The sequence below is a fragment of the Pseudomonas sp. Hz4 genome, assembly GCF_054898165.1.
In genome coordinates, this window is the sequence record NZ_CM142719.1 from 2,625,596 (window position 1) to 2,642,598 (window position 17,003).

At 59.8% G+C, this 17,003-nt stretch carries 18 protein-coding genes and 1 pseudogene; 7 read left to right on the top strand and 12 right to left on the bottom strand.

The genetic code is table 11. The features are described 5' to 3' along the window. The first annotated feature begins 569 nt into the window (after window positions 1–569). Complete coding sequence (locus ACYZTR_RS12005) at window positions 570–1,793, top strand: methyl-accepting chemotaxis protein (protein ID WP_461979678.1); 1,224 nt, start codon at window positions 570–572, stop codon at window positions 1,791–1,793. 170 nt (window positions 1,794–1,963) lie between these two features. Here ACYZTR_RS12005 and ACYZTR_RS12010 read toward each other — a convergent pair whose 3' ends face one another. The 3 genes from ACYZTR_RS12010 to ACYZTR_RS12020 form a co-directional block, all read right to left on the bottom strand. Further along, a complete protein-coding gene (locus tag ACYZTR_RS12010) occupies window positions 1,964–2,203 on the bottom strand; it encodes a DUF2789 domain-containing protein (RefSeq protein WP_461979045.1) in 240 nt (79 codons plus the stop codon). 131 nt (window positions 2,204–2,334) lie between these two features. After that, window positions 2,335–2,565: a hypothetical protein gene (locus ACYZTR_RS12015; protein WP_461979047.1), complete on the bottom strand. Its 231-nt coding sequence runs from the start codon at window positions 2,563–2,565 to the stop codon at window positions 2,335–2,337. A 156-nt stretch (window positions 2,566–2,721) separates the two neighbouring features. After that, window positions 2,722–2,970 carry a hypothetical protein gene (locus ACYZTR_RS12020; RefSeq protein ID WP_461979680.1) on the bottom strand — a complete coding sequence of 83 codons (249 nt, stop codon included), beginning with the start codon at window positions 2,968–2,970 and terminating at the stop codon, window positions 2,722–2,724. Between the two features lie 414 nt (window positions 2,971–3,384). Here ACYZTR_RS12020 and ACYZTR_RS12025 point away from each other — a divergent pair, with 414 nt between their 5' ends. The 3 genes from ACYZTR_RS12025 to ACYZTR_RS12035 all read left to right on the top strand — a co-directional run bounded on the left by ACYZTR_RS12025 (window position 3,385) and on the right by ACYZTR_RS12035 (window position 5,194). Then, a complete protein-coding gene (locus tag ACYZTR_RS12025; protein ID WP_461979049.1) occupies window positions 3,385–3,855 on the top strand; it encodes a hypothetical protein in 471 nt (156 codons plus the stop codon). After that, window positions 3,855–4,058 (top strand): hypothetical protein, encoded by a 204-nt coding sequence (locus ACYZTR_RS12030; protein ID WP_449643925.1) that lies wholly within the window; start codon window positions 3,855–3,857, stop codon window positions 4,056–4,058. The genes ACYZTR_RS12025 and ACYZTR_RS12030 overlap by 1 nt, the downstream gene beginning before the upstream one ends. Window positions 4,059–4,177: 119 nt before the next feature. Then, on the top strand, window positions 4,178–5,194 hold the full coding sequence (locus ACYZTR_RS12035) for an ABC transporter substrate-binding protein (protein WP_461979051.1): 1,017 nt from the start codon (window positions 4,178–4,180) through the stop codon (window positions 5,192–5,194). A 42-nt stretch (window positions 5,195–5,236) separates the two neighbouring features. Here ACYZTR_RS12035 and ACYZTR_RS12040 read toward each other — a convergent pair whose 3' ends face one another. Together ACYZTR_RS12040 and ACYZTR_RS12045 are read right to left on the bottom strand one after the other, a co-directional pair. Beyond that, on the bottom strand, window positions 5,237–6,505 hold the full coding sequence (locus tag ACYZTR_RS12040) for an IS110 family RNA-guided transposase (RefSeq protein ID WP_461972154.1): 1,269 nt from the start codon (window positions 6,503–6,505) through the stop codon (window positions 5,237–5,239). Window positions 6,506–6,783: 278 nt separating this feature from the next. Next, window positions 6,784–6,864, bottom strand: a pseudogene (locus tag ACYZTR_RS12045) (DUF2946 domain-containing protein); the annotation flags it as partial. A gap of 95 nt (window positions 6,865–6,959) precedes the next feature. On the opposite strand from ACYZTR_RS12045, the gene ACYZTR_RS12050 reads away from it, so the two are divergent. Next, window positions 6,960–7,397 carry a DUF3995 domain-containing protein gene (locus ACYZTR_RS12050; protein WP_461979053.1) on the top strand — a complete coding sequence of 146 codons (438 nt, stop codon included), beginning with the start codon at window positions 6,960–6,962 and terminating at the stop codon, window positions 7,395–7,397. A 32-nt stretch (window positions 7,398–7,429) separates the two neighbouring features. On the opposite strand, the gene ACYZTR_RS12055 is transcribed toward ACYZTR_RS12050, so the two are convergent. The 7 genes from ACYZTR_RS12055 to ACYZTR_RS12085 form a co-directional block, all read right to left on the bottom strand. Next, window positions 7,430–7,792 carry a Na+/H+ antiporter subunit G gene (locus ACYZTR_RS12055; RefSeq protein ID WP_461979055.1) on the bottom strand — a complete coding sequence of 121 codons (363 nt, stop codon included), beginning with the start codon at window positions 7,790–7,792 and terminating at the stop codon, window positions 7,430–7,432. After that, window positions 7,789–8,067, bottom strand: coding sequence for a K+/H+ antiporter subunit F (locus tag ACYZTR_RS12060; RefSeq protein WP_008151692.1), 279 nt, complete (start codon window positions 8,065–8,067; stop codon window positions 7,789–7,791). Before ACYZTR_RS12060 ends, ACYZTR_RS12055 begins: the two co-directional genes overlap by 4 nt. Continuing rightward, window positions 8,064–8,552, bottom strand: a complete 489-nt coding sequence (locus ACYZTR_RS12065; protein ID WP_461979057.1) for a Na+/H+ antiporter subunit E — start codon at window positions 8,550–8,552, stop codon at window positions 8,064–8,066. Before ACYZTR_RS12065 ends, ACYZTR_RS12060 begins: the two co-directional genes overlap by 4 nt. Next, the gene (locus ACYZTR_RS12070; protein ID WP_461979059.1) at window positions 8,549–10,234 is read right to left on the bottom strand and encodes a monovalent cation/H+ antiporter subunit D; all 1,686 of its coding nucleotides are present in this window, start codon (window positions 10,232–10,234) and stop codon (window positions 8,549–8,551) included. Before ACYZTR_RS12070 ends, ACYZTR_RS12065 begins: the two co-directional genes overlap by 4 nt. Beyond that, on the bottom strand, window positions 10,231–10,575 hold the full coding sequence (locus tag ACYZTR_RS12075) for a Na+/H+ antiporter subunit C (RefSeq protein WP_007986256.1): 345 nt from the start codon (window positions 10,573–10,575) through the stop codon (window positions 10,231–10,233). Before ACYZTR_RS12075 ends, ACYZTR_RS12070 begins: the two co-directional genes overlap by 4 nt. After that, a complete protein-coding gene (locus tag ACYZTR_RS12080) occupies window positions 10,575–13,493 on the bottom strand; it encodes a monovalent cation/H+ antiporter subunit A (RefSeq protein ID WP_461979061.1) in 2,919 nt (972 codons plus the stop codon). The genes ACYZTR_RS12075 and ACYZTR_RS12080 overlap by 1 nt, the downstream gene beginning before the upstream one ends. Before the next feature lie 271 nt (window positions 13,494–13,764). After that, window positions 13,765–14,805 (bottom strand): DMT family transporter, encoded by a 1,041-nt coding sequence (locus ACYZTR_RS12085; protein ID WP_461979063.1) that lies wholly within the window; start codon window positions 14,803–14,805, stop codon window positions 13,765–13,767. Between ACYZTR_RS12085 and ACYZTR_RS12090 the strand changes: the two genes are divergently transcribed. After that, complete coding sequence (locus ACYZTR_RS12090) at window positions 14,785–15,348, top strand: helix-turn-helix domain-containing protein (protein ID WP_461979065.1); 564 nt, start codon at window positions 14,785–14,787, stop codon at window positions 15,346–15,348. The genes ACYZTR_RS12085 and ACYZTR_RS12090 overlap by 21 nt on opposite strands. A gap of 192 nt (window positions 15,349–15,540) precedes the next feature. Beyond that, window positions 15,541–16,980: an FAD/NAD(P)-binding protein gene (locus tag ACYZTR_RS12095; RefSeq protein WP_461979067.1), complete on the top strand. Its 1,440-nt coding sequence runs from the start codon at window positions 15,541–15,543 to the stop codon at window positions 16,978–16,980. Window positions 16,981–17,003: the final 23 nt, after the last annotated feature.

The following is a 17,003-nucleotide window of genomic DNA, read 5'->3' on the forward strand; positions in this document are numbered from 1 at the left end:
CGCATCGCGGGCTAGCCTCACTCCTCTCAGGAGCAAGGCTTGCCCGCGATGCTTTTTTTCGTCTGCGAAAAACTCGCGCACTTCTATTGATCTGCTGCAACGCCCACTACTAATGGACCATAGATAATGGCCTTGTAGTGGCGTTTAATGCCGATACAACAATTAGAATGATGGGTGGGGTGACGAAGATGACGCGTGACGGATCTCTGGTTGCGGCAGTGCCTGCACCCACACGTTTGCCGAAAAACCTTTGGCTGACGCCGACCCTGCAAAGCATCGCCCTGATGCTCTTGTTGTGCGGCATGACGCTGGGGGGCTGGTCGCTTTACCTTGGCCTGCCATTGGCCGTGTTGGTGATTTGGCTACCTCGCTTGCGCTCGCGCGCCATCCCTGAGGCAACCCCCGTCGACAGCGCCAGCGCGATTGCCGAGTTGACTCGCGATCTTTCCTACACAACCAGTCATAACGCTTTGTCTGCCGCCGGTGTGGCCTTTTCGGTCAAGCAACTGGCCGACAAACTGCAATCGCAGCTCGGTGCCGCGGCGCAGATCGTCAGCAACGCCGAAGTGATGATCGCTACCGAACAAGCCACCTCGACACTCAGCCGGGAAGCCCTCAATGCGGCCAGCGAGGCTCATCAGAGCAGCGCGGCAGGGCGTACGGAGCTGATCGAGTCCATCGCCCGTATGCATCAACTCAGTCAGCGCGCCAGTAACAGCCGTGAACTGATCGAAGCCCTGAGCCTGCGCAGTGACGATATCCAACGGGTCACCCTGGTGATCCAGTCCATCGCCAGCCAGACCAATCTGCTGGCATTGAACGCTGCTATCGAGGCGGCACGGGCCGGGGAGCATGGTCGCGGATTTGCGGTGGTGGCCGATGAGGTTCGCGGTCTGGCCGCGCGCACGGCGACGGCTACCGGTGAAGTGGGGGAAATGGTCGCGGATATTCAGCAACGCACCGCACAAGTGGTAGAGCAGATCCGTCAACTGTCCAGCGACCTCGACACCGGGGTCAAGCAGGTCGAGCACACCGGTGAGCACCTGGAGAACATTGCGCGTCTGGCCGCTGGCGTCGAAAGCCAGGTCGGGGAAATCGCCAGGGGCGCTGACACCAACCGCGAGCAACTCGATAGCCTGTTTCACGCCATCGAACAGATGCGCAGCGACCTGGCTATCAGTGCTCAACAGACCCAGCGCCTGGCCCAAGCCGCGGTGCAAATGGAAGGTCAGGCCGAAACCATCAGCGAACGCCTCGCGGAAGTCGGACTGGATGACTATCACCAGCGGATTTATGACCTGGCCCGCGAAGGCGCGAGTCAGATTGCGGCGCGCTTTGAAGCGGATATCGACGAGGGCCGCGTCAGCCTCGATGACCTGTTTGATCGCAATTACCAGACCATTCCCAACACCAGCCCCGCCAAGTACCAGACTCGCTTCGATCGCTATGCCGATCAGGTCTTGCCGGCGATCCAGGAACCGTTGTTGCCGCGCCATGAAGGCCTGGTGTTCGCCATCGCCTGCACGCAGCAGGGCTATGTGCCGACCCACAACAAAGTCTTCAGCCAACCTCTGACCGGTGATGCGCAAGTCGATACCTTGCAAAACCGCACCAAACGCAAATTCGCCGACCGCACCGGGATCCGTTGTGGCAGCCATCAGCAGGCCGTACTGCTGCAAACCTACACCCGCGACACCGGTGAGCTGATGCACGACCTCTCGGTGCCGATCATGCTCAAGGGCCGGCATTGGGGTGGTTTGCGATTGGGCTATAAACCCGAGAATCCTCGCTAGTCGCGTGATGCTGGCTTTTGTGGCGAGGGGATTTAGCGAAACGTCGCACCGCCCCGTTCGGCTGCGCAGCAGTCGTCAATCCGGACAATTCAGTATGTCTGAACGGGCGCTGGGGGCCGCTTCGCGACCCAACGGGGATAAATCCCCTCGCCACAGTCAAGGTATTTGGGCTAGTGGGCCTGATGCATACGCAGGTTCAGGTCGTCGACCACCCGTGCCCAATCGGCGTCTTCACGTAATTGTTCTTTCAGGAAGCCGGCTTGCTGCGGGGTCCAGAACTCGGCATCGATGAGCTTCTTGTCGTCGGCCAGCGGGGAATGACGGGCAATAAAATCGTCGATGGCCTTCTCGCTGGAGTCCAGACCGAGTTGGTCGAACAAGCCTTTCAAGTCGTGTGTAGGTGAATCCATGTTCATCTCCTTGCGGGTCGCGTCGAGTGCGAGATCTGAGGGGCGGCTTCAATACATCTGAGGGAGCCGCGCTTCAGGAGTTCGATGGCGATGTTCGAAAGCAGAAGTGAGCATAGACTGCAAACCGACTATCAGGCTTTCAATGCCCCTTCATCCACCGCAAGCTTCAGCGCCTTGGCGGCTTCCTGGGCGGCAATGGCGGCGATGTCCGAGGTCTTAAACCAGCGATCCTTCTCGACCTGGTGATACGTCACAGTGGTCAGCGGTGGTTTGGCGCGCATGACAATGACTGCCTGGAATTCGCCTTCGACGTCTCTGGCTTCGCCCCGGATGAAAAATTCGCCGATATCAAATTCGGTCACGTTGCAGCCTTCCTGGAAATATTCTGTTGTTTTGAACACCGCCCGCCCTGGGGACCGGTTTCATTGGTCCGGCAGTATGGCAGTAGTTGCATGCCGGCGGCTGAGATAAGTCGCCGGCATGACGAAGCGTCTATAGAAATGAATTCAGCGGGACCGTCAACTGCGTAACTCGAGAGAGCGGGCAAGGGCGCAGGCTTCGTTATGCTTGCTGCGGAAACCTCTGACGCGGCCGGTGGAAATTTCCTTGATATGGAAGAAGGCATTGCCGGCCAAAAACACCTGAAAGCGTGGCCGGGCAAGCTCTTCAGGGTGGTATTCATGCGGTTGAAACATCACCGAGTGCAGGGTCGGCGAGCTGTTTGTGTAAGGGGCCGGGGGGTGAGCGAAGTGTGTCAGCGTGCACATATGAAGTCCTTTTCGTTGTTTTACCGACGTGTGTTTGTCGTTTTGGGTAGTCTCGGTGAGCATCGCTGCTCTAGAATCACCACCACTGGTTGGCGATTCATGCTTATCTAAAGCAATTTTCTGCAGGCGATATGTAGGAAAAGTGCTTTTATTAAAGAGTTTGTTCCCTAAGGTTGGTAGTCCGGTTTTATCTGGCCGTCAGAAGGGCGTTTTCCTTCAACCTCTGACGAAAACCAGGCAAGACGACGTGAGTGACGTTCCAGTAGTCTTCTTAAACCTCGCGATGAATGAGTGCTCTGCTCGTTTCAGGATTTCAACCCGGGTCATTTGGCTACACCTTCGGCATTGCCGCTTTTTTCTGCTGTGCGCTATTTTCCTGCGTGCAGCATCATTTTCAGATGTGGGGATGTTTCCTTGGCAGTAAGTAATCTCGATATGCATGCTTTGTTCGTGCTGGGTGATTTGCGCGCAAAGCTGGTTAAACAGTTCCAGTCACGTTTTGTTTACATCACCGAACAGAACGCTGAAGGCATTTATATTGCCGAGATCGACACCGAAGAAGCGTTGGTGGTTGATGACAAACCTGGGCTTAAACTCAAGGTCGGCGATCATTTCAGCGCCTCTGTATTGCCCAGTCGCGAAGGCGGCAAGCTGGACATCAAGTTCCGCGAAATCAAACTCACGGTTTACGGCCTGGGTGATTACGCGTTCGTCACCACCGCTGATGGCCACGGGATCGTGTTCAAGGAAGGTCATAGCGTGGTGATGGTGTTCGCCGCTCACCAACAGTTGCAGGAAGGCCTGACCAAAACCCTGAAAGCCGTGACCGCCAAGGCTGCCAAGTGGCGCAAAGGCGAACTGATTACCTTCAAGGCCAGCGAGTAATGACCCTGACCCGCGCCGACTTCCACGTACAGAACCAGGCCAGCGCGCAAGTCGAGGCCCGACGGCTGTTCGACCAGAAGGCTGTTTTGCAAGGTGCATGGCTCGGTTGGGTGGCGTCACAGATCTATACGTTGCGTCCGGCGGAGTACGCCAGCATGGTACGAAGGGAGCTGGCGCGCTTGCAGGAAACTTCCGAAAATTAGTTGACCCCCCCTCGAAAGCAGGAACCTCTACTACAGTCAGTTGACTGAGTATTCAGAGGCTTTGCGGTCTTCTGCCAGGCCATCCTGCTATTGTTGCGAACAGCACGAGGTGCAAAAGCATGAACGGATTTCGACGGTTGCTGGCCGCTACCCTGGCCACTTTCGGTTTGCTGGCTTCACCCGTTCCAGTGTTCGCTGCCCAGGCGCCGATCCACTTCGCCGACCTGAACTGGGAAAGCGGCAGCCTGATCACCGATATCCTGCGGATCATCGTCGAGAAGGGCTACGGGCTGCCGACCGATACCCTGCCGGGGACGACCATCACCCTGGAGACCGCGCTGGCCAACAATGACATTCAGGTGATTGGCGAAGAGTGGGCCGGTCGCAGTCCGGTCTGGGTCAAGGCTGAGGCCGAAGGCAAAGTCGTGAGCCTCGGCGATACGGTCAAGGGCGCGACTGAAGGCTGGTGGGTGCCCGAATATGTGATCAAGGGCGATCCGGCGAAAGGCATCAAGCCGCTGGCGCCGGACCTGCGCAGTGTCAGCGACCTGCCGCGTTACAAGGGTGTATTCAGCGATCCGGAAACCCCGGGCAAGGGGCGCTTCCTCAATAGCCCGATCGGCTGGACGTCGGAGGTGGTCAACAAACAGAAGCTCAAGGCGTATGGGCTGGACGACAGCTATGTGAATTTTCGCAGTGGTTCGGGGGCGGCACTGGATGCGGAGATCAGTTCTTCGATTCGTCGCGGCAAACCGGTGTTGTTCTATTACTGGTCGCCTACGCCATTGCTCGGCCGCTTCAAACTGATTCAGCTCGAAGAGCCGCCGTTCGACGCCGAAGCCTGGAAGACCCTGACCGACGCCGACAACCCGAATCCGAAACCGACACGCTCACTGGCCTCGAAGTTGTCCATCGGTGTGTCCACGCCATTCCAGAAACAGTATCCGCAGATCGCCGAGTTCTTCAGCAAGGTCGACTTGCCAATCGGTCCGCTGAACAAGGCGCTGGCCGAGATGAGCGAAAAACACACCCCGCCACGGCAGGCGGCAGAGGCGTTCATGAAGGCGCACCCGGACGTGTGGCAGGCTTGGGTGCCCAAGGATGTGGCGGAAAAAGTATCTGCCGAGTTGAAGTGATGCGGTGAGTTTGATGCCGCCTTCACGCCCTGAGCCTTTCCGTCAACACGATGTTGCTGTGTCCGGCTCGCTGATCAAAGGCGAGCCGTGCCGAAGCAAGGTCTGTAAATAAACCTTTTCGTCGTACACGGTGCTGCTCTTCCAGCACTGATAAACGATCCGGATCCACTTGAACGCCAGGGCCCTGAGGGCTGCTTGGTAAGAGCTGCCTTTGGCCCTTTGCTGGCGATAATACGCCTCTGCCCACACCGATTGATTGATGCTGTGGGCAGCCCACTCAACAAAGGTCTGGCGCAAAAAAGTTGCGCATTGATAGCGCCAGTGGACGACTTTTTTCTTGCCACTGCGTTCGGTGACCGGGGCAATTCCGGCATATCGCTGCACCGCACTGGCATCCTTGAAGCGATCACGCTGCTCACCAAAGGCGACCATCAACCGTGGGGCAAGCTGTTGTCCCGCGCCGGGCAAGGCCTTGAAGAGTCGATAGTCGGCCAGGGTGTTGGCAGTTTTTTCGATCTCCCGATCAAAATCTTTGATCGCCGTGATGACCCCTTTCAGTTGCGAGACCAGGGCCAGCACATACAGCGCTGAAGGACTGACCACGCCTGGATCTTCAGTCAACGGCATGGCTTTGGCGATCAATGCCAAACGCTGCTGATTGAGCTCAGCATGGCGAACATTATGCGCGTGAAGGAACTTCAAAACGCTGGCTGGCCGAGCGCGCTTAAGCGTTTCAAAGGTCGACCAGCGCGCCAGAAATTCACAAAAAACCAGCGTGTCATGGTCATGAAACAGCTCCAGGGCCAACGGGTAGTACTGTTTGAGCATGCAGACCAGACGGTTGCTGATCTTGACCCGGTCATCGACCAATCCGCGGCGATGTTCGGTCAGGCTGGCGAGCGAACGCATGGCGGAGCTTTGCTGGACCAGTTGAGGAAACCGTTCGGGATGATTCAGCAACAGCTCAAGCGCCCATTGAGCATCCGTTGGATCATCCTTGGCGCCACTGGGGACGAAGGTTTTACGGTGCCGGGCCAAGGTGCTCGGATTGATCGGAAAGATACAAAAAAACTCATATTTTTGCAGAGCCGCTATCAGTGGGCCTTTGTTCAACTCCACGGCGATCGCGATCGGGCCACCGTAACGTTGATGCAGCGACCTGGCCCAGCGATCAATCGACTCGGGCTCGTGGTCGATGACCTCGAAACTGCGCTGAGCCTCTCCAGCTATCTGCAAACAGATGTCGTGCTTGGCGTCTGCCCAATCAATTCCGATATAAGCAGTGAAACTCTGAGACAGGAGCGTTTGCATGGAACACCTCAACAGGCGCTAAAGTACATGCAGGGACATGCATGCTTGCGTCCAGCGAAGGCGATATAGAGAGCCGTGTCGGGCTTTCCCTGAGAATTCGTTAGAGGGCGCAAGCGCACCTGTGGACTCGAAGGTGAAGGCGTAATCATCGAGTGCTGCGCGAGCAAATTCGTAGCCCACAGGTGCATGTTCCTTCCTCGCCGACAACCGACTTCCAGCGAATATCAGTATGGAAGAGAAAGGAACGGACTACCTATATCGCGAGCAAGCCCGCTCCGACTGCAGGCGAACACGTTGTACAGGACGCAGCAATAAAGCATCCAGGCCATCATTGTGCGATCAGTTCGGGCGAGTTTCATGGGGCGGCACTTTATCATTGCCGATGACGAATACCCTTACAAAATCGTTCAAGGAAGTTCATCCTGCTGCGACATTTCACGCTGGAAGTCTGAACATGAGCCTATTGATCGCGCAATGGATGGCTGCCATCTTCCTGTTGATCAGCCTGATCCACCTGTACTGGGCGGCAGGTGGAAAGTTGGGTAGCGAGGCGGCGATCCCGCGAATATCCGCAAAGGGCGGCGGGGAATCCAGGCCGGCCTTCAAACCTTCAGGCTTTGCCACGTTATTGGTGGCGGTCGGGTTGCTGCTGATTGCGATGCTGGTGTGCTTGCGGGTCGGCCTGTATTTGCCGACGGTGCATCACTGGTCGCTGCAATGGGTGATCAGCGCCATTGCGATGCTGATGTTCGCCAGGGCGATCGGCGATTCGAATCTGATTGGGTTCTTCAAACAGGTGAAGGATTCGAAGTTTGCGCGGCTCGACACCTGGGCGTATTCGCCGTTGTGTGTGGTGCTGGGGGCGGGATTGTTGGCAGTCGCCTGGATTTGATCTGAGGTAATGCAAGATCAAAAGCTCGCAGCCTAACTCACGCTCTCCGTGCGCCGACTGCTCACCTCAGCCGGCACATCATCCCCGGCCATGCGCTTGCGAAACAGCGCCGCCCGCGCCAGCAGCAACGTGGTCACCGGCACCGTAATCGACAACAGGATCGGAATCATCCAGGCATGCAGCACTGGCCCGGATTTGAGTGCTGAAAAGTAAATGATCGAGGCCAACGCCACGCACCAGGCACCCAATGTCGACGCCAGCGCCGGCGGGTGCATGCGCTGGAAGTAATCTTTCATCCGCACCAGGCCAACGGCGCCGATCAGTGTAAACAGACTGCTGAGCACCAGCAGGACCGCCACCGGAATTTCAACCCACAGAGACAGTTCAACGCTCATTCGATCACCTCGCCACGTAACAGGAATTTCGCCAGGGCAAACGAGCCGACGAAGCCGAACAGCGCAATCAGCAGCGCTGCCTCGAAGTAAGTGTCACTGGCATACCGAATGCCCAGCGCCAGCATCATCAGCATCGCAATGATGTACAGGTAATCCAGCGCCAGAACCCGGTCCTGGGCCGACGGCCCCTTGAACAGCCGGATCAGCGTCAGAATCATCGCCAGGGAAAAGATGAACAGGCTCAGCAGGATTGCGTTCGACAGCAAGGCGCTCATTCGAAGATCTCCATCAAGGGGCGCTCATAGGTCGCCTTGAAGTGCTGGATGAACAGCGCTTCGTCGTCCAGATCGAAGACGTGCAGCAATAGAATGCTGCGGTCCAGCGCCAGTTCCGACCAGACCGTGCCGGGGACCACCGTGCAGATCATCGACAACGCGGCCAGGCCGTTGGCGTCACGCAAGTGCAGCGGGACCTTGATGAAGCGCGAGCGCGGTGGACGGCGACCGGCGTTGAGCACGCTCCAGGCCACGGCGAGGTTGGACACCACCACATCGCGACCGACCAGAAAGAACAAACGCGCCATCACGCCCGGCCGACGAATGCGGATCGGCAGGGGTCGCAGCTTGCGCATCATCAACGGCGCGCAGAACCCCAGCACCGCGCCCAGCAGCAGATTGCCGGGGCTCATCGACAGGTTCAGCACCAGCCACAACAACCACAGCGCCAGCGACAACCACGGGGCCGGAAACAGACGCTTCATGGATTGACCTCCGCTACTGCGGGTTTGGCTTCCGGGCTTGGAATCGCACGGGTACCGAGCACCGCCATCACGTATTGCTGCGGGTTGTTCAAGGCTTGGGCGGCCGCCTGGGTGTAGCGCAGCAGCGGTTCGGCCTTGAAGGTCAGCGCAATGCTCAAGCCCAGCAGCGCGATGATCGGCACGCATTCGAAACGTCGCAACAATGGCGACGGCCGCTCCTCCGGTGTCCAGAAGCGCTGGATGCCCAAGCGCGAGAAGGCAATCAACGACGCCAGCCCGGAGAGGATCAACAGCGCGAGCAAGCCCCACGCCGCGTTCGAAACCGGCTCATCGCTGCCATTGCCCAGGCCCAACGGATTGAGCAGGGCGCTGAGCAGGCTGAGTTTACCAATGAATCCCGAAAGCGGCGGCATGCCGATGATCAGCAGCGCGCAGGCAATGAAGCTCAACCCGAGGAACGCCATGGTCCAGGGAATCACTTGCCCGACCACGGCTTTCTGCTCGTCATCGAGGTTGATGCCTTTGGGCGGCTGCAAGGATTCCATCGGACGCGGGAGCAGATCGCCGTCATCGAACAACGGCATCTCATTGGCCGAACGCGAACGCTCGATCAGTTCGGCCAACAGGAACAACGCGCTCAACGCCAGGGTCGAGCTGACCAGATAGAACAGTGCCGCACCGATCAGGTTCGGCTGGGCGAAACCGATGGCCGACAGCAGAATCCCGGCCGACACCAGAATGCTCAGGCTGGCCAGACGCTCCAATCGTTGTGCGGCGAGAATCGCGACGGCGGCGCAGACGATGGTCGCCATGCCGCCGTAGATCAGCCAGTCGCCGCCAAAATACGCCGAGGCGCCGGCCTGGCCGGAGAACAGCAGGGTCCACAAGCGCAGCAAGGTGTAGACGCCGACCTTGGTCATGATCGCGAACATCGCCGCCACCGGTGCGCTCGCCGCGGAATACGCCGGCACCAGCCAGAAGTTCAGCGGCCACATCCCGGCCTTGGCCAGGAACGCCACCGCGAGAATTCCCGCGCCGGCATGCAGCAGGCCCCGATCAGCCTCGGGCACTAGCGGGATCTTCAGCGCCAGATCGGCCATGTTCAGGGTGCCGGTGACGCCGTAGATCAGCGCCGCGCCGATCAGGAACAGTGACGAGGCCAGCAGGTTAATCGAGAGGTAATGCAGCCCCGACGACACCCGCGACCGACCCGAACCGTGGAGCATCAGGCCGTAAGAGGCCGCCAGCAGCACTTCAAAAAACACAAACAGGTTGAACAGGTCCGCCGTCAGGAACGCGCCGTAAAGCCCCATCATCTGGATCTGGAACAACGCGTGGAAACTTGAACCGGCGCCGTCCCAACGGGCCATGGCAAACAGCAGGGCGCAGACGCCGATGATCCCGGTCAGCACCAGCATCAGCGCCGACAGTCGATCGACCACCAGCACGATGCCGAACGGCACCTGCCAGTTGCCCGGCAGGTACACGCCGATGGAGCCGGGGACGTCCGTTTCCTGAGTCCATTGCAGCAACAGCACGGCAATGCCCAGCCCCACCAGACTGGAGAGCAGGTTGATCTTGGCCTTTAACGGCCGGTGTTTCTCGCCCAGCATCAGCATCACGGCGGCGGTCAGCAGCGGCAGCAGAATCGGTGCAGCGATCAGGTGCGGCATCAGATTCATTCTTTAGGCTCCCGGCCATCCACATGGTCGGTACCGGTCAGGCCCCGGGAGGCCAGCAGCACCACCAGAAACAGCGCGGTCATGGCGAAGCTGATGACGATCGCGGTCAGCACCAGCGCTTGCGGCAGCGGATCGGTGTAGTGCAACAGGTCTTGCGGCACGCCGTCCTTGATGATCGGCTCCTTGCCGATAAACAGGCTGCCCATGCTGAAGATGAACAGGTTGACGCCGTAGGACAGCAGGCACAGGCCCATGACCACCTGAAACGTCCGCGGTCGCAGGATCAGCCAGACCCCGGACGCCGCCAATACGCCGATGGCGATTGCGATGACTTCTTCCATCAGACGGCTCCTTGCGTGGCGACGGATCTAGGCAGGGCAGCGGTCTTGTGACCGCGTACCGATTGGTGAGCGAGCGCGGTGAGGATCAGCAGGGTCGAACCGACCACCACGGCGTACACGCCGATGTCGAAGAACAGCGCACTGGCGATGTGAATATCGCCCAACACCGGCAGATCCAGATGCCAGGTGTGGGTGGTCAGGAACGGATAACCGACCGCCATCGCCCCAAGCCCGGTGACCGTAGCGAACAACAATCCAGTGCCCATCCAGCGCAGTGGTCGCAGGCTCATTTGCGCCTCGACCCACTGGGTGCCGGCGACCATGTATTGCAGGATGAACGCCACCGACATCACCAACCCTGCGACAAAGCCGCCGCCCGGTTGATTGTGGCCGCGCATGAACAGGTAGACCGATACCACAAACGCAATCGGCAACAGCAGGCGCACCAACACCGCCGGCACCATCATGAAACCGAGCGCGGTGTCGCTGGCCTGGCGCGGGTTGACCAGGTCGGTGACCACGTCGGGTGCCAGCAGACGTTGCTGGGCGGGCAATTGCAGGCTTTCTTTCGGAGGTCGGAAGCGTCGCAGCAGGGCGAATACGGTCAAGGCCACGGCCACCAGCACGGTAATTTCACCAAGGGTGTCGAAGCCGCGGAAGTCCACCAGCATCACGTTGACCACGTTGCTGCCGCCGCCTTCGGGCAGGGCACGGCTGAGGTAGAACGATGAAATGTGGTTCGGTGTCTGGCGCGTCAGCATCGCGTAGGCCAGCAGCGCCATGCCGCCGCCGACCACGGTCGACAACAGCAAGTCGCGGATACGGCGGGTGCGTGCCTTGCGCAGGGTGCTCGGCAGCGGCGACACCTCTTCGATCCGGCGCGGCAACCAGCGCAGACCGAGGAGGATCAGCACCGTGGTCACCACTTCGACGGCCAGTTGCGTCAGCGCAAGATCGGGCGCCGAGAACCAGACGAAGGTCACGCACGTCATCAGGCCGCAGACGCTGACCATGGTCAGGGCTGCGAGCCGGTGATACTTGGCCTGCCACGCCGCGCCGAGGGCACAGGCAATCGCCAGCAGCCAGAGGGTCACGAACACGATCGAGCCGGGAATCTTCGGCCGGTCACCCCAACTCAGGCTGCTGTGGAGCATCGGGATCAACCCGGCCAGCACTGCCGCGAGTACCACCAGGAATAATTGGGCTTGCAGGCGCTTGGTGCTGATCCGCCGCTCGAGACGACGGGCCAGGCGCATCATGATCACCAGGCTGCGCTCGAACAGCCGCTTGCCGTTGAACCGGCCAATGAGCGGCGGGTACTTGAAGCGCCCGCGCTTGAGCTGATTACGTAGCAGCAGATAAAGCACGATGCCGCAGGACATGGCGATCAGGCTCATGATCATCGGTGCGTTCCAGCCGTGCCAGATCGCCAGGCTGTATTCAGGCAAGGTTCCGCCCACCACCGGCAGGGCGGCAGCAGCCAATAGCGGGCCGACCACCTGCGCCGGGAAAATCCCCACGACCAGGCAGACGAACACCAGCAGTTCCACCGGTGCGCGCATCCAGCGTGGCGGTTCGTGCGGGGTGTGCGGCAGGTCGGTGGCGGTCGGGCCGAAGAACACGTCGACGGTAAAGCGCAGCGAGTAGGCGACGCTGAACGTCCCGGCGATGGTCGCGACGATCGGCAGGGTCATCTCGATCCACGCTGTCGCGTTGATGAACACCGTTTCGGCGAAGAACATCTCTTTCGACAGGAAGCCATTGAGCAACGGCACACCGGCCATCGAGGCGCTGGCGACCATGGCCAGGGTGGCGGTGAACGGGATCAGCTTGATCAGGCCGCTGAGCTTGCGGATGTCTCGGGTGCCGCTTTCGTGGTCGATGATCCCGGCGGCCATGAACAGCGAGGCCTTGAAGGTCGCGTGGTTGAGAATATGGAACACCGCGGCCACGGCGGCCAGCGGACTGTTCAGGCCCAACAGCAGCGTGATGAGGCCCAGGTGACTGATGGTCGAGTAGGCCAGCAGACCCTTGAGGTCGTTCTGGAACATCGCGCAGTACGCGCCGAGCAACAGGGTGCAGGCGCCAGCGCCGCTGACGATATAGAACCATTCTTCACTGCCCGACAGCGACGGCCACAGTCGTGCGAGTAGAAACACGCCGGCCTTGACCATGGTCGCCGAGTGCAGATAGGCCGAAACCGGTGTCGGCGCCGCCATCGCGTGGGGCAGCCAGAAGTGGAAGGGGAATTGTGCGCTTTTGCTCAGGGCGCCGATCAGGATCAGGGGGAGCAGAATAGGGTAGAGGGCGTGCGCGCGAATCAGATCGCCCGCGGCCAGGACCTTGTCCAGGTCATAGCTGCCGACCACATGGCCGAGCAGCATGACCCCCGCCAGCAGACACAAACCGCCTGCGCCGGTGACCATCAGCGCCATATAAGCACCGCGTCGCGCATCGGCGCGGTGGTGCCAGTAGCCGATCAGCAGGAACGAGAAGAGGCTGGTCAGCTCCCAGAAAAACACGATCTGGATCAGGTTGCCGGAGATCACCAACCCGAGCATGGCGCCCATGAACGCCAGGAAAAATGCGAAGAACCGCGGTACGGGATCGTCCGGTGACATGTAATAGCGGGCGTACAACGAAACCAGCGTGCCGATGCCCAGCACCAGCATCGAGAACAGCCAGGCGAAACCGTCCATGCGCAGGACGAAGTTCAAGCCCAGGCTGGGCAACCAGAAAAATTCTTCGCGGATCACGCCGCCATGGGCGATTTGCGGGTACAAGAGGGCGACCTGAACGGTGCCAATCAAGGCAACCAGGCCAGCCAGCAGAGATTCGGTATTACGCGCGTTGTGCGGCAGCAAGGCTGCCAGACAGCTGCCGATAAAAGGCAGAAGCAGTAGAACTATCAGGGACATAGGCTTCTAATCTGCGGAAGTTTGTGAAGCATCATACGTGCCAGTTCCCGGATCGCCAAACGCCAAGCTGTCGCAGAATCCTACAAGGTAGACGGAAAAAACCTGTTTTTCATGGTTTCAGAGAGTGGGATTTCGCCTTACCCGGCCCCATCGCGGGAAAGCCCGCTCCCACAGAGATTTTGGTTGTACCCAAATCGCGTGTACACCTCCAGACCCTGTGGGAGCGGGCTTGCCCGCGATGGCTGACTATCAAGCAACGTAGAAATGGGGCTTATCGCTGGGTTTCTTGTTCCAACTCTTCCTCAGTCACTACAGCCTTACCCTTGGTCTTCAACTCACTGACAATCACTGCCGCCACAATCAACCCCGCGCCGACCAGCGCAATGGCCGGCAACCGCTCCCCGGCGATCCGCCCGACAATCCCGGCCCACACCGGCTCACCGGCATAGATCAACGTCGCCCGGGTTGGCGAAACACTCTTTTGCGCCCAGTTCATCGCCACTTGAATTGCAGCACTGGCCGCGCCCAACCCCAACGCGCTGCACAACAACAGCCACGAGAAGTCGGGAATCGCTTCCTGAGTCGGCACCACCATCAAAAACGCCAGCACCGAAGTGACCGCCAATTGCACCACCGTCACCCGGCGCACATCGACCTGTCCCGCATAAGTGCTGATCAAAATGATTTCCGCCGCAATCGCCACGGCGCTGATCAGCGTGGCGATTTCACCGGGGCTGAAATTCAACGAAGCGCCGGCCGGCCCCGACAGCAACATCAACCCGGTAAACGCCAACATGATCCCGATGCTCGGCATCAGACCCGGACGCCGACCCAGCACCAGCCATTGCAGCAACGGCACGAAGGGCACGTACAACGCGGTAATAAACGCCGACTGACTGCTGGCAATGCTCTGCAACCCGACGGTCTGCAAACCATAACCAAGCATGATCGCCACACCGATAAAGGCCCCGGCCTTCAATTCGAACAACGTCAGTTCACGCAGGTGACGCCAGGAGAACAGCGCAACAATGAGCGCCGCCGCGGCAAAACGCAGACCGACAAAAAACATCGGCCCGCTGACGGTCATCGCGTGCTGCACCAGCAAGAAGGTGCCGCCCCAGACCATGGTGATCAGCACCAGCACGCACTCGGCCTTGCTGAATCGCGAGAAACGGGGGGAAGTGTGAGAGGTGTTCACCGACGTCATGACCTTGCGCGCTACCTGAGGGGGACGCACAATGCGCCGAATGTTGCGCAGTATACTGCCCAACCCCATCAAGTGAGCAATATAGTGCACAAAGATTCCACGCATCGGGCTTCGGTCCTTCAGCACGTCAGCCAAAACGTTCGACGCTTGCGCCACGCCGCCGACATGAGCCAGACCGCACTGGCCGAAAAGTCCGGGGTCAGCCGTCGGATGCTGGTGGCCATCGAAGCCGGCGAGAAGAACGTCAGCCTCACCACCCTCGATCGTGTGGCCGAAGCGCTGGACGTGGCCTTCAGCGACCTGATCCAGGCCCCGGATGCCCGCGATCCAAGCCGCATCAACGAACTGGCTTGGGCCGGGGCTATTCCTGGCAGCAAAGCCGTTTTATTGTCCAAAGCCACCGCCACCCGTGAAGTCGAACAGTGGGAATGGTGCCTGCAACCGGGGGAAATTTACCCGTCGCAACCGGACGCCGAGGGCTGGAGTGAACAAATCTACGTCTTCGAAGGTTGCCTGACGTTGATGCTGGGCGACGTGCCGCATGAGATAGTCGCCGGCGAATTCTACATGTTTGCCAGCAACCAGCCCCATGCCTATCGCAACGATGGGCCGGTGGCGGCGCGGTTTGTGCGAAACGTGGTGATCTAACTGTTTGCCGATCAACACTGGATAGACACTTTGCTGTTTTGAAGCTGCATGTCTTTCTCGGATGATTCTTTAACCTATTAAAAACAAAGTAATTTAGTCAGGTTGGCCTGGGGCTGCCTGATAGCTTTGCAAAACATTAATGGGCAATCTGCACGCCTAGTTTTTAGGTAAACACTGACCAGTGAGAACGGCATGAGTGAAATCCAGAGCGGCCAGGCGACCGACGTCCTCCGCCACGCAGACATCCTGATCGTCGGCGGCGGCCTCAGCGGTGCCATGCTGGCAGCGCAGTTGCTACGTCTGCCGGGCAAACGTCAGGTGCTGGTGATCGAACCCCGCGCCGAATTGGGACGGGGCGAGGCGTACAGCGCGGTCGAGTTGGGCCATACGCTCAACGGCAATGCGGCGCGCATGAGCGTCGACCCGGACAACGCTGACGACCTGACCCAATGGCTGACCGAGTACATCGCGGCCGGCGGCTGGCCGGAGTCTGACGAGCAACATGTGCCGCTCAGCGAATTGTTCCCGCCTCGGGGGATTTTCGGTCTGTACGTGCAGCAGCGCCTGTCTGAAGCGCAAGCGGTGGGCGCTGTGAACGGTTCAACGGTCGAGCATGTCCGGGCCGAGGTGGTTGACCTGCAAACCCGGGACGATTCGGTGCTGCTGACGTTGAGGGACGGGCAACGCTTGCAGGGCGCTTATGCGGTGTTGGCGACGGGGATGTTTCCCGCTGCGCGCACGCCCCAGACCGAGTCCAGCGGCTTGAACGCCGCTGCGCTTGATCCGTGGGATGTTGCCGCCATGCAACAACTCGAGCCGCCGTCGACCGTGCTGATCATCGGTTCGGGCCTGACCATGGTCGATGCCGTGGTGTCGCTGGAACAGGCTGGGCATCGCGGGCCGATCGAAGTGTTTTCCCGTCATGGCTTGCTGCCTCACGTGCGTCGACAGCCACCGGCCTGGGCAGATTTTCTCTCCGAGGATCAGAGCATTCGTACGCCGCGTCAGCTGGTGCGCGAACTGCGTCGGCATTGCATGGACGCCATTGCTCAAGGCATCGACTGGCAGGCGCCGCTCGACACCGTGCGGGTACATATCGGCCGTTTATGGAATCAGGCGACGGACGTGCAGCGTCGACAATTCGTGCGGCATGTACGGCCGTGGTGGGAAAGTCACCACCACCGCTCGCCGCCGTTGAGTGCTGAGTTGGTGGAACGCTTGCACAAGGAAGGGCGGTTGCGGATTCAGGCGGCGTCGTTCAAAGGGCTGGAGCCTTCAGTGGACGGAGCAGTGAGCATCCGCATTCGGCGTCGTGGTGAATCAGAAATCACCGTTGTCAGCGGCGCGGCGTTGATCAATTCCAGCGGCATCGAATACGACTGGCGACGGGTCGCCCGACCGTTGCCACAGCAATTGCTGGCGCGAGGATTGATTCGGCCGGGACCGTTGGCGCTGGGGATCGCAGCGGCGGTGGATGGCGCGGTGTTGGGCGCCGATGAACACGTTGCCAGCCGTCTGTTTGCCCTGGGACCACCGTTGCGTGGCATGTGGTGGGAAAGCACCGCAGTGACCGATGTGGCGAGTCAGGCAAAAGCCCTCGCAGCACGACTGGCAACAACGCCGCCCCTGTAGCAGCAGCCTCGCGGGCTCGGCAG

What these genes read in the sequence shown, in the direction of transcription:
- ACYZTR_RS12075 (WP_007986256.1), bottom strand. Translation starts at nt 10,575, where the DNA reads ATGGAAGAAGTCATCGCAATCGCCATCGGCGTATTGGCGGCGTCCGGG.
- ACYZTR_RS12070 (WP_461979059.1), bottom strand. Translation starts at nt 10,234, where the DNA reads ATGAATCTGATGCCGCACCTGATCGCTGCACCGATTCTGCTGCCGCTG.
- ACYZTR_RS12065 (WP_461979057.1), bottom strand. Translation starts at nt 8,552, where the DNA reads ATGAAGCGTCTGTTTCCGGCCCCGTGGTTGTCGCTGGCGCTGTGGTTG.
- ACYZTR_RS12095 (WP_461979067.1), top strand. Translation starts at nt 15,541, where the DNA reads ATGAGTGAAATCCAGAGCGGCCAGGCGACCGACGTCCTCCGCCACGCA.
- ACYZTR_RS12055 (WP_461979055.1), bottom strand. Translation starts at nt 7,792, where the DNA reads ATGAGCGTTGAACTGTCTCTGTGGGTTGAAATTCCGGTGGCGGTCCTG.
- ACYZTR_RS12085 (WP_461979063.1), bottom strand. Translation starts at nt 14,805, where the DNA reads ATGCGTGGAATCTTTGTGCACTATATTGCTCACTTGATGGGGTTGGGC.
- ACYZTR_RS12050 (WP_461979053.1), top strand. Translation starts at nt 6,960, where the DNA reads ATGAGCCTATTGATCGCGCAATGGATGGCTGCCATCTTCCTGTTGATC.
- ACYZTR_RS12005 (WP_461979678.1), top strand. Translation starts at nt 570, where the DNA reads ATGATCGCTACCGAACAAGCCACCTCGACACTCAGCCGGGAAGCCCTC.
- ACYZTR_RS12080 (WP_461979061.1), bottom strand. Translation starts at nt 13,493, where the DNA reads ATGTCCCTGATAGTTCTACTGCTTCTGCCTTTTATCGGCAGCTGTCTG.
- ACYZTR_RS12030 (WP_449643925.1), top strand. Translation starts at nt 3,855, where the DNA reads ATGACCCTGACCCGCGCCGACTTCCACGTACAGAACCAGGCCAGCGCG.
- ACYZTR_RS12020 (WP_461979680.1), bottom strand. Translation starts at nt 2,970, where the DNA reads ATGTGCACGCTGACACACTTCGCTCACCCCCCGGCCCCTTACACAAAC.
- ACYZTR_RS12035 (WP_461979051.1), top strand. Translation starts at nt 4,178, where the DNA reads ATGAACGGATTTCGACGGTTGCTGGCCGCTACCCTGGCCACTTTCGGT.
- ACYZTR_RS12060 (WP_008151692.1), bottom strand. Translation starts at nt 8,067, where the DNA reads ATGAGCGCCTTGCTGTCGAACGCAATCCTGCTGAGCCTGTTCATCTTT.
- ACYZTR_RS12040 (WP_461972154.1), bottom strand. Translation starts at nt 6,505, where the DNA reads ATGCAAACGCTCCTGTCTCAGAGTTTCACTGCTTATATCGGAATTGAT.
- ACYZTR_RS12010 (WP_461979045.1), bottom strand. Translation starts at nt 2,203, where the DNA reads ATGGATTCACCTACACACGACTTGAAAGGCTTGTTCGACCAACTCGGT.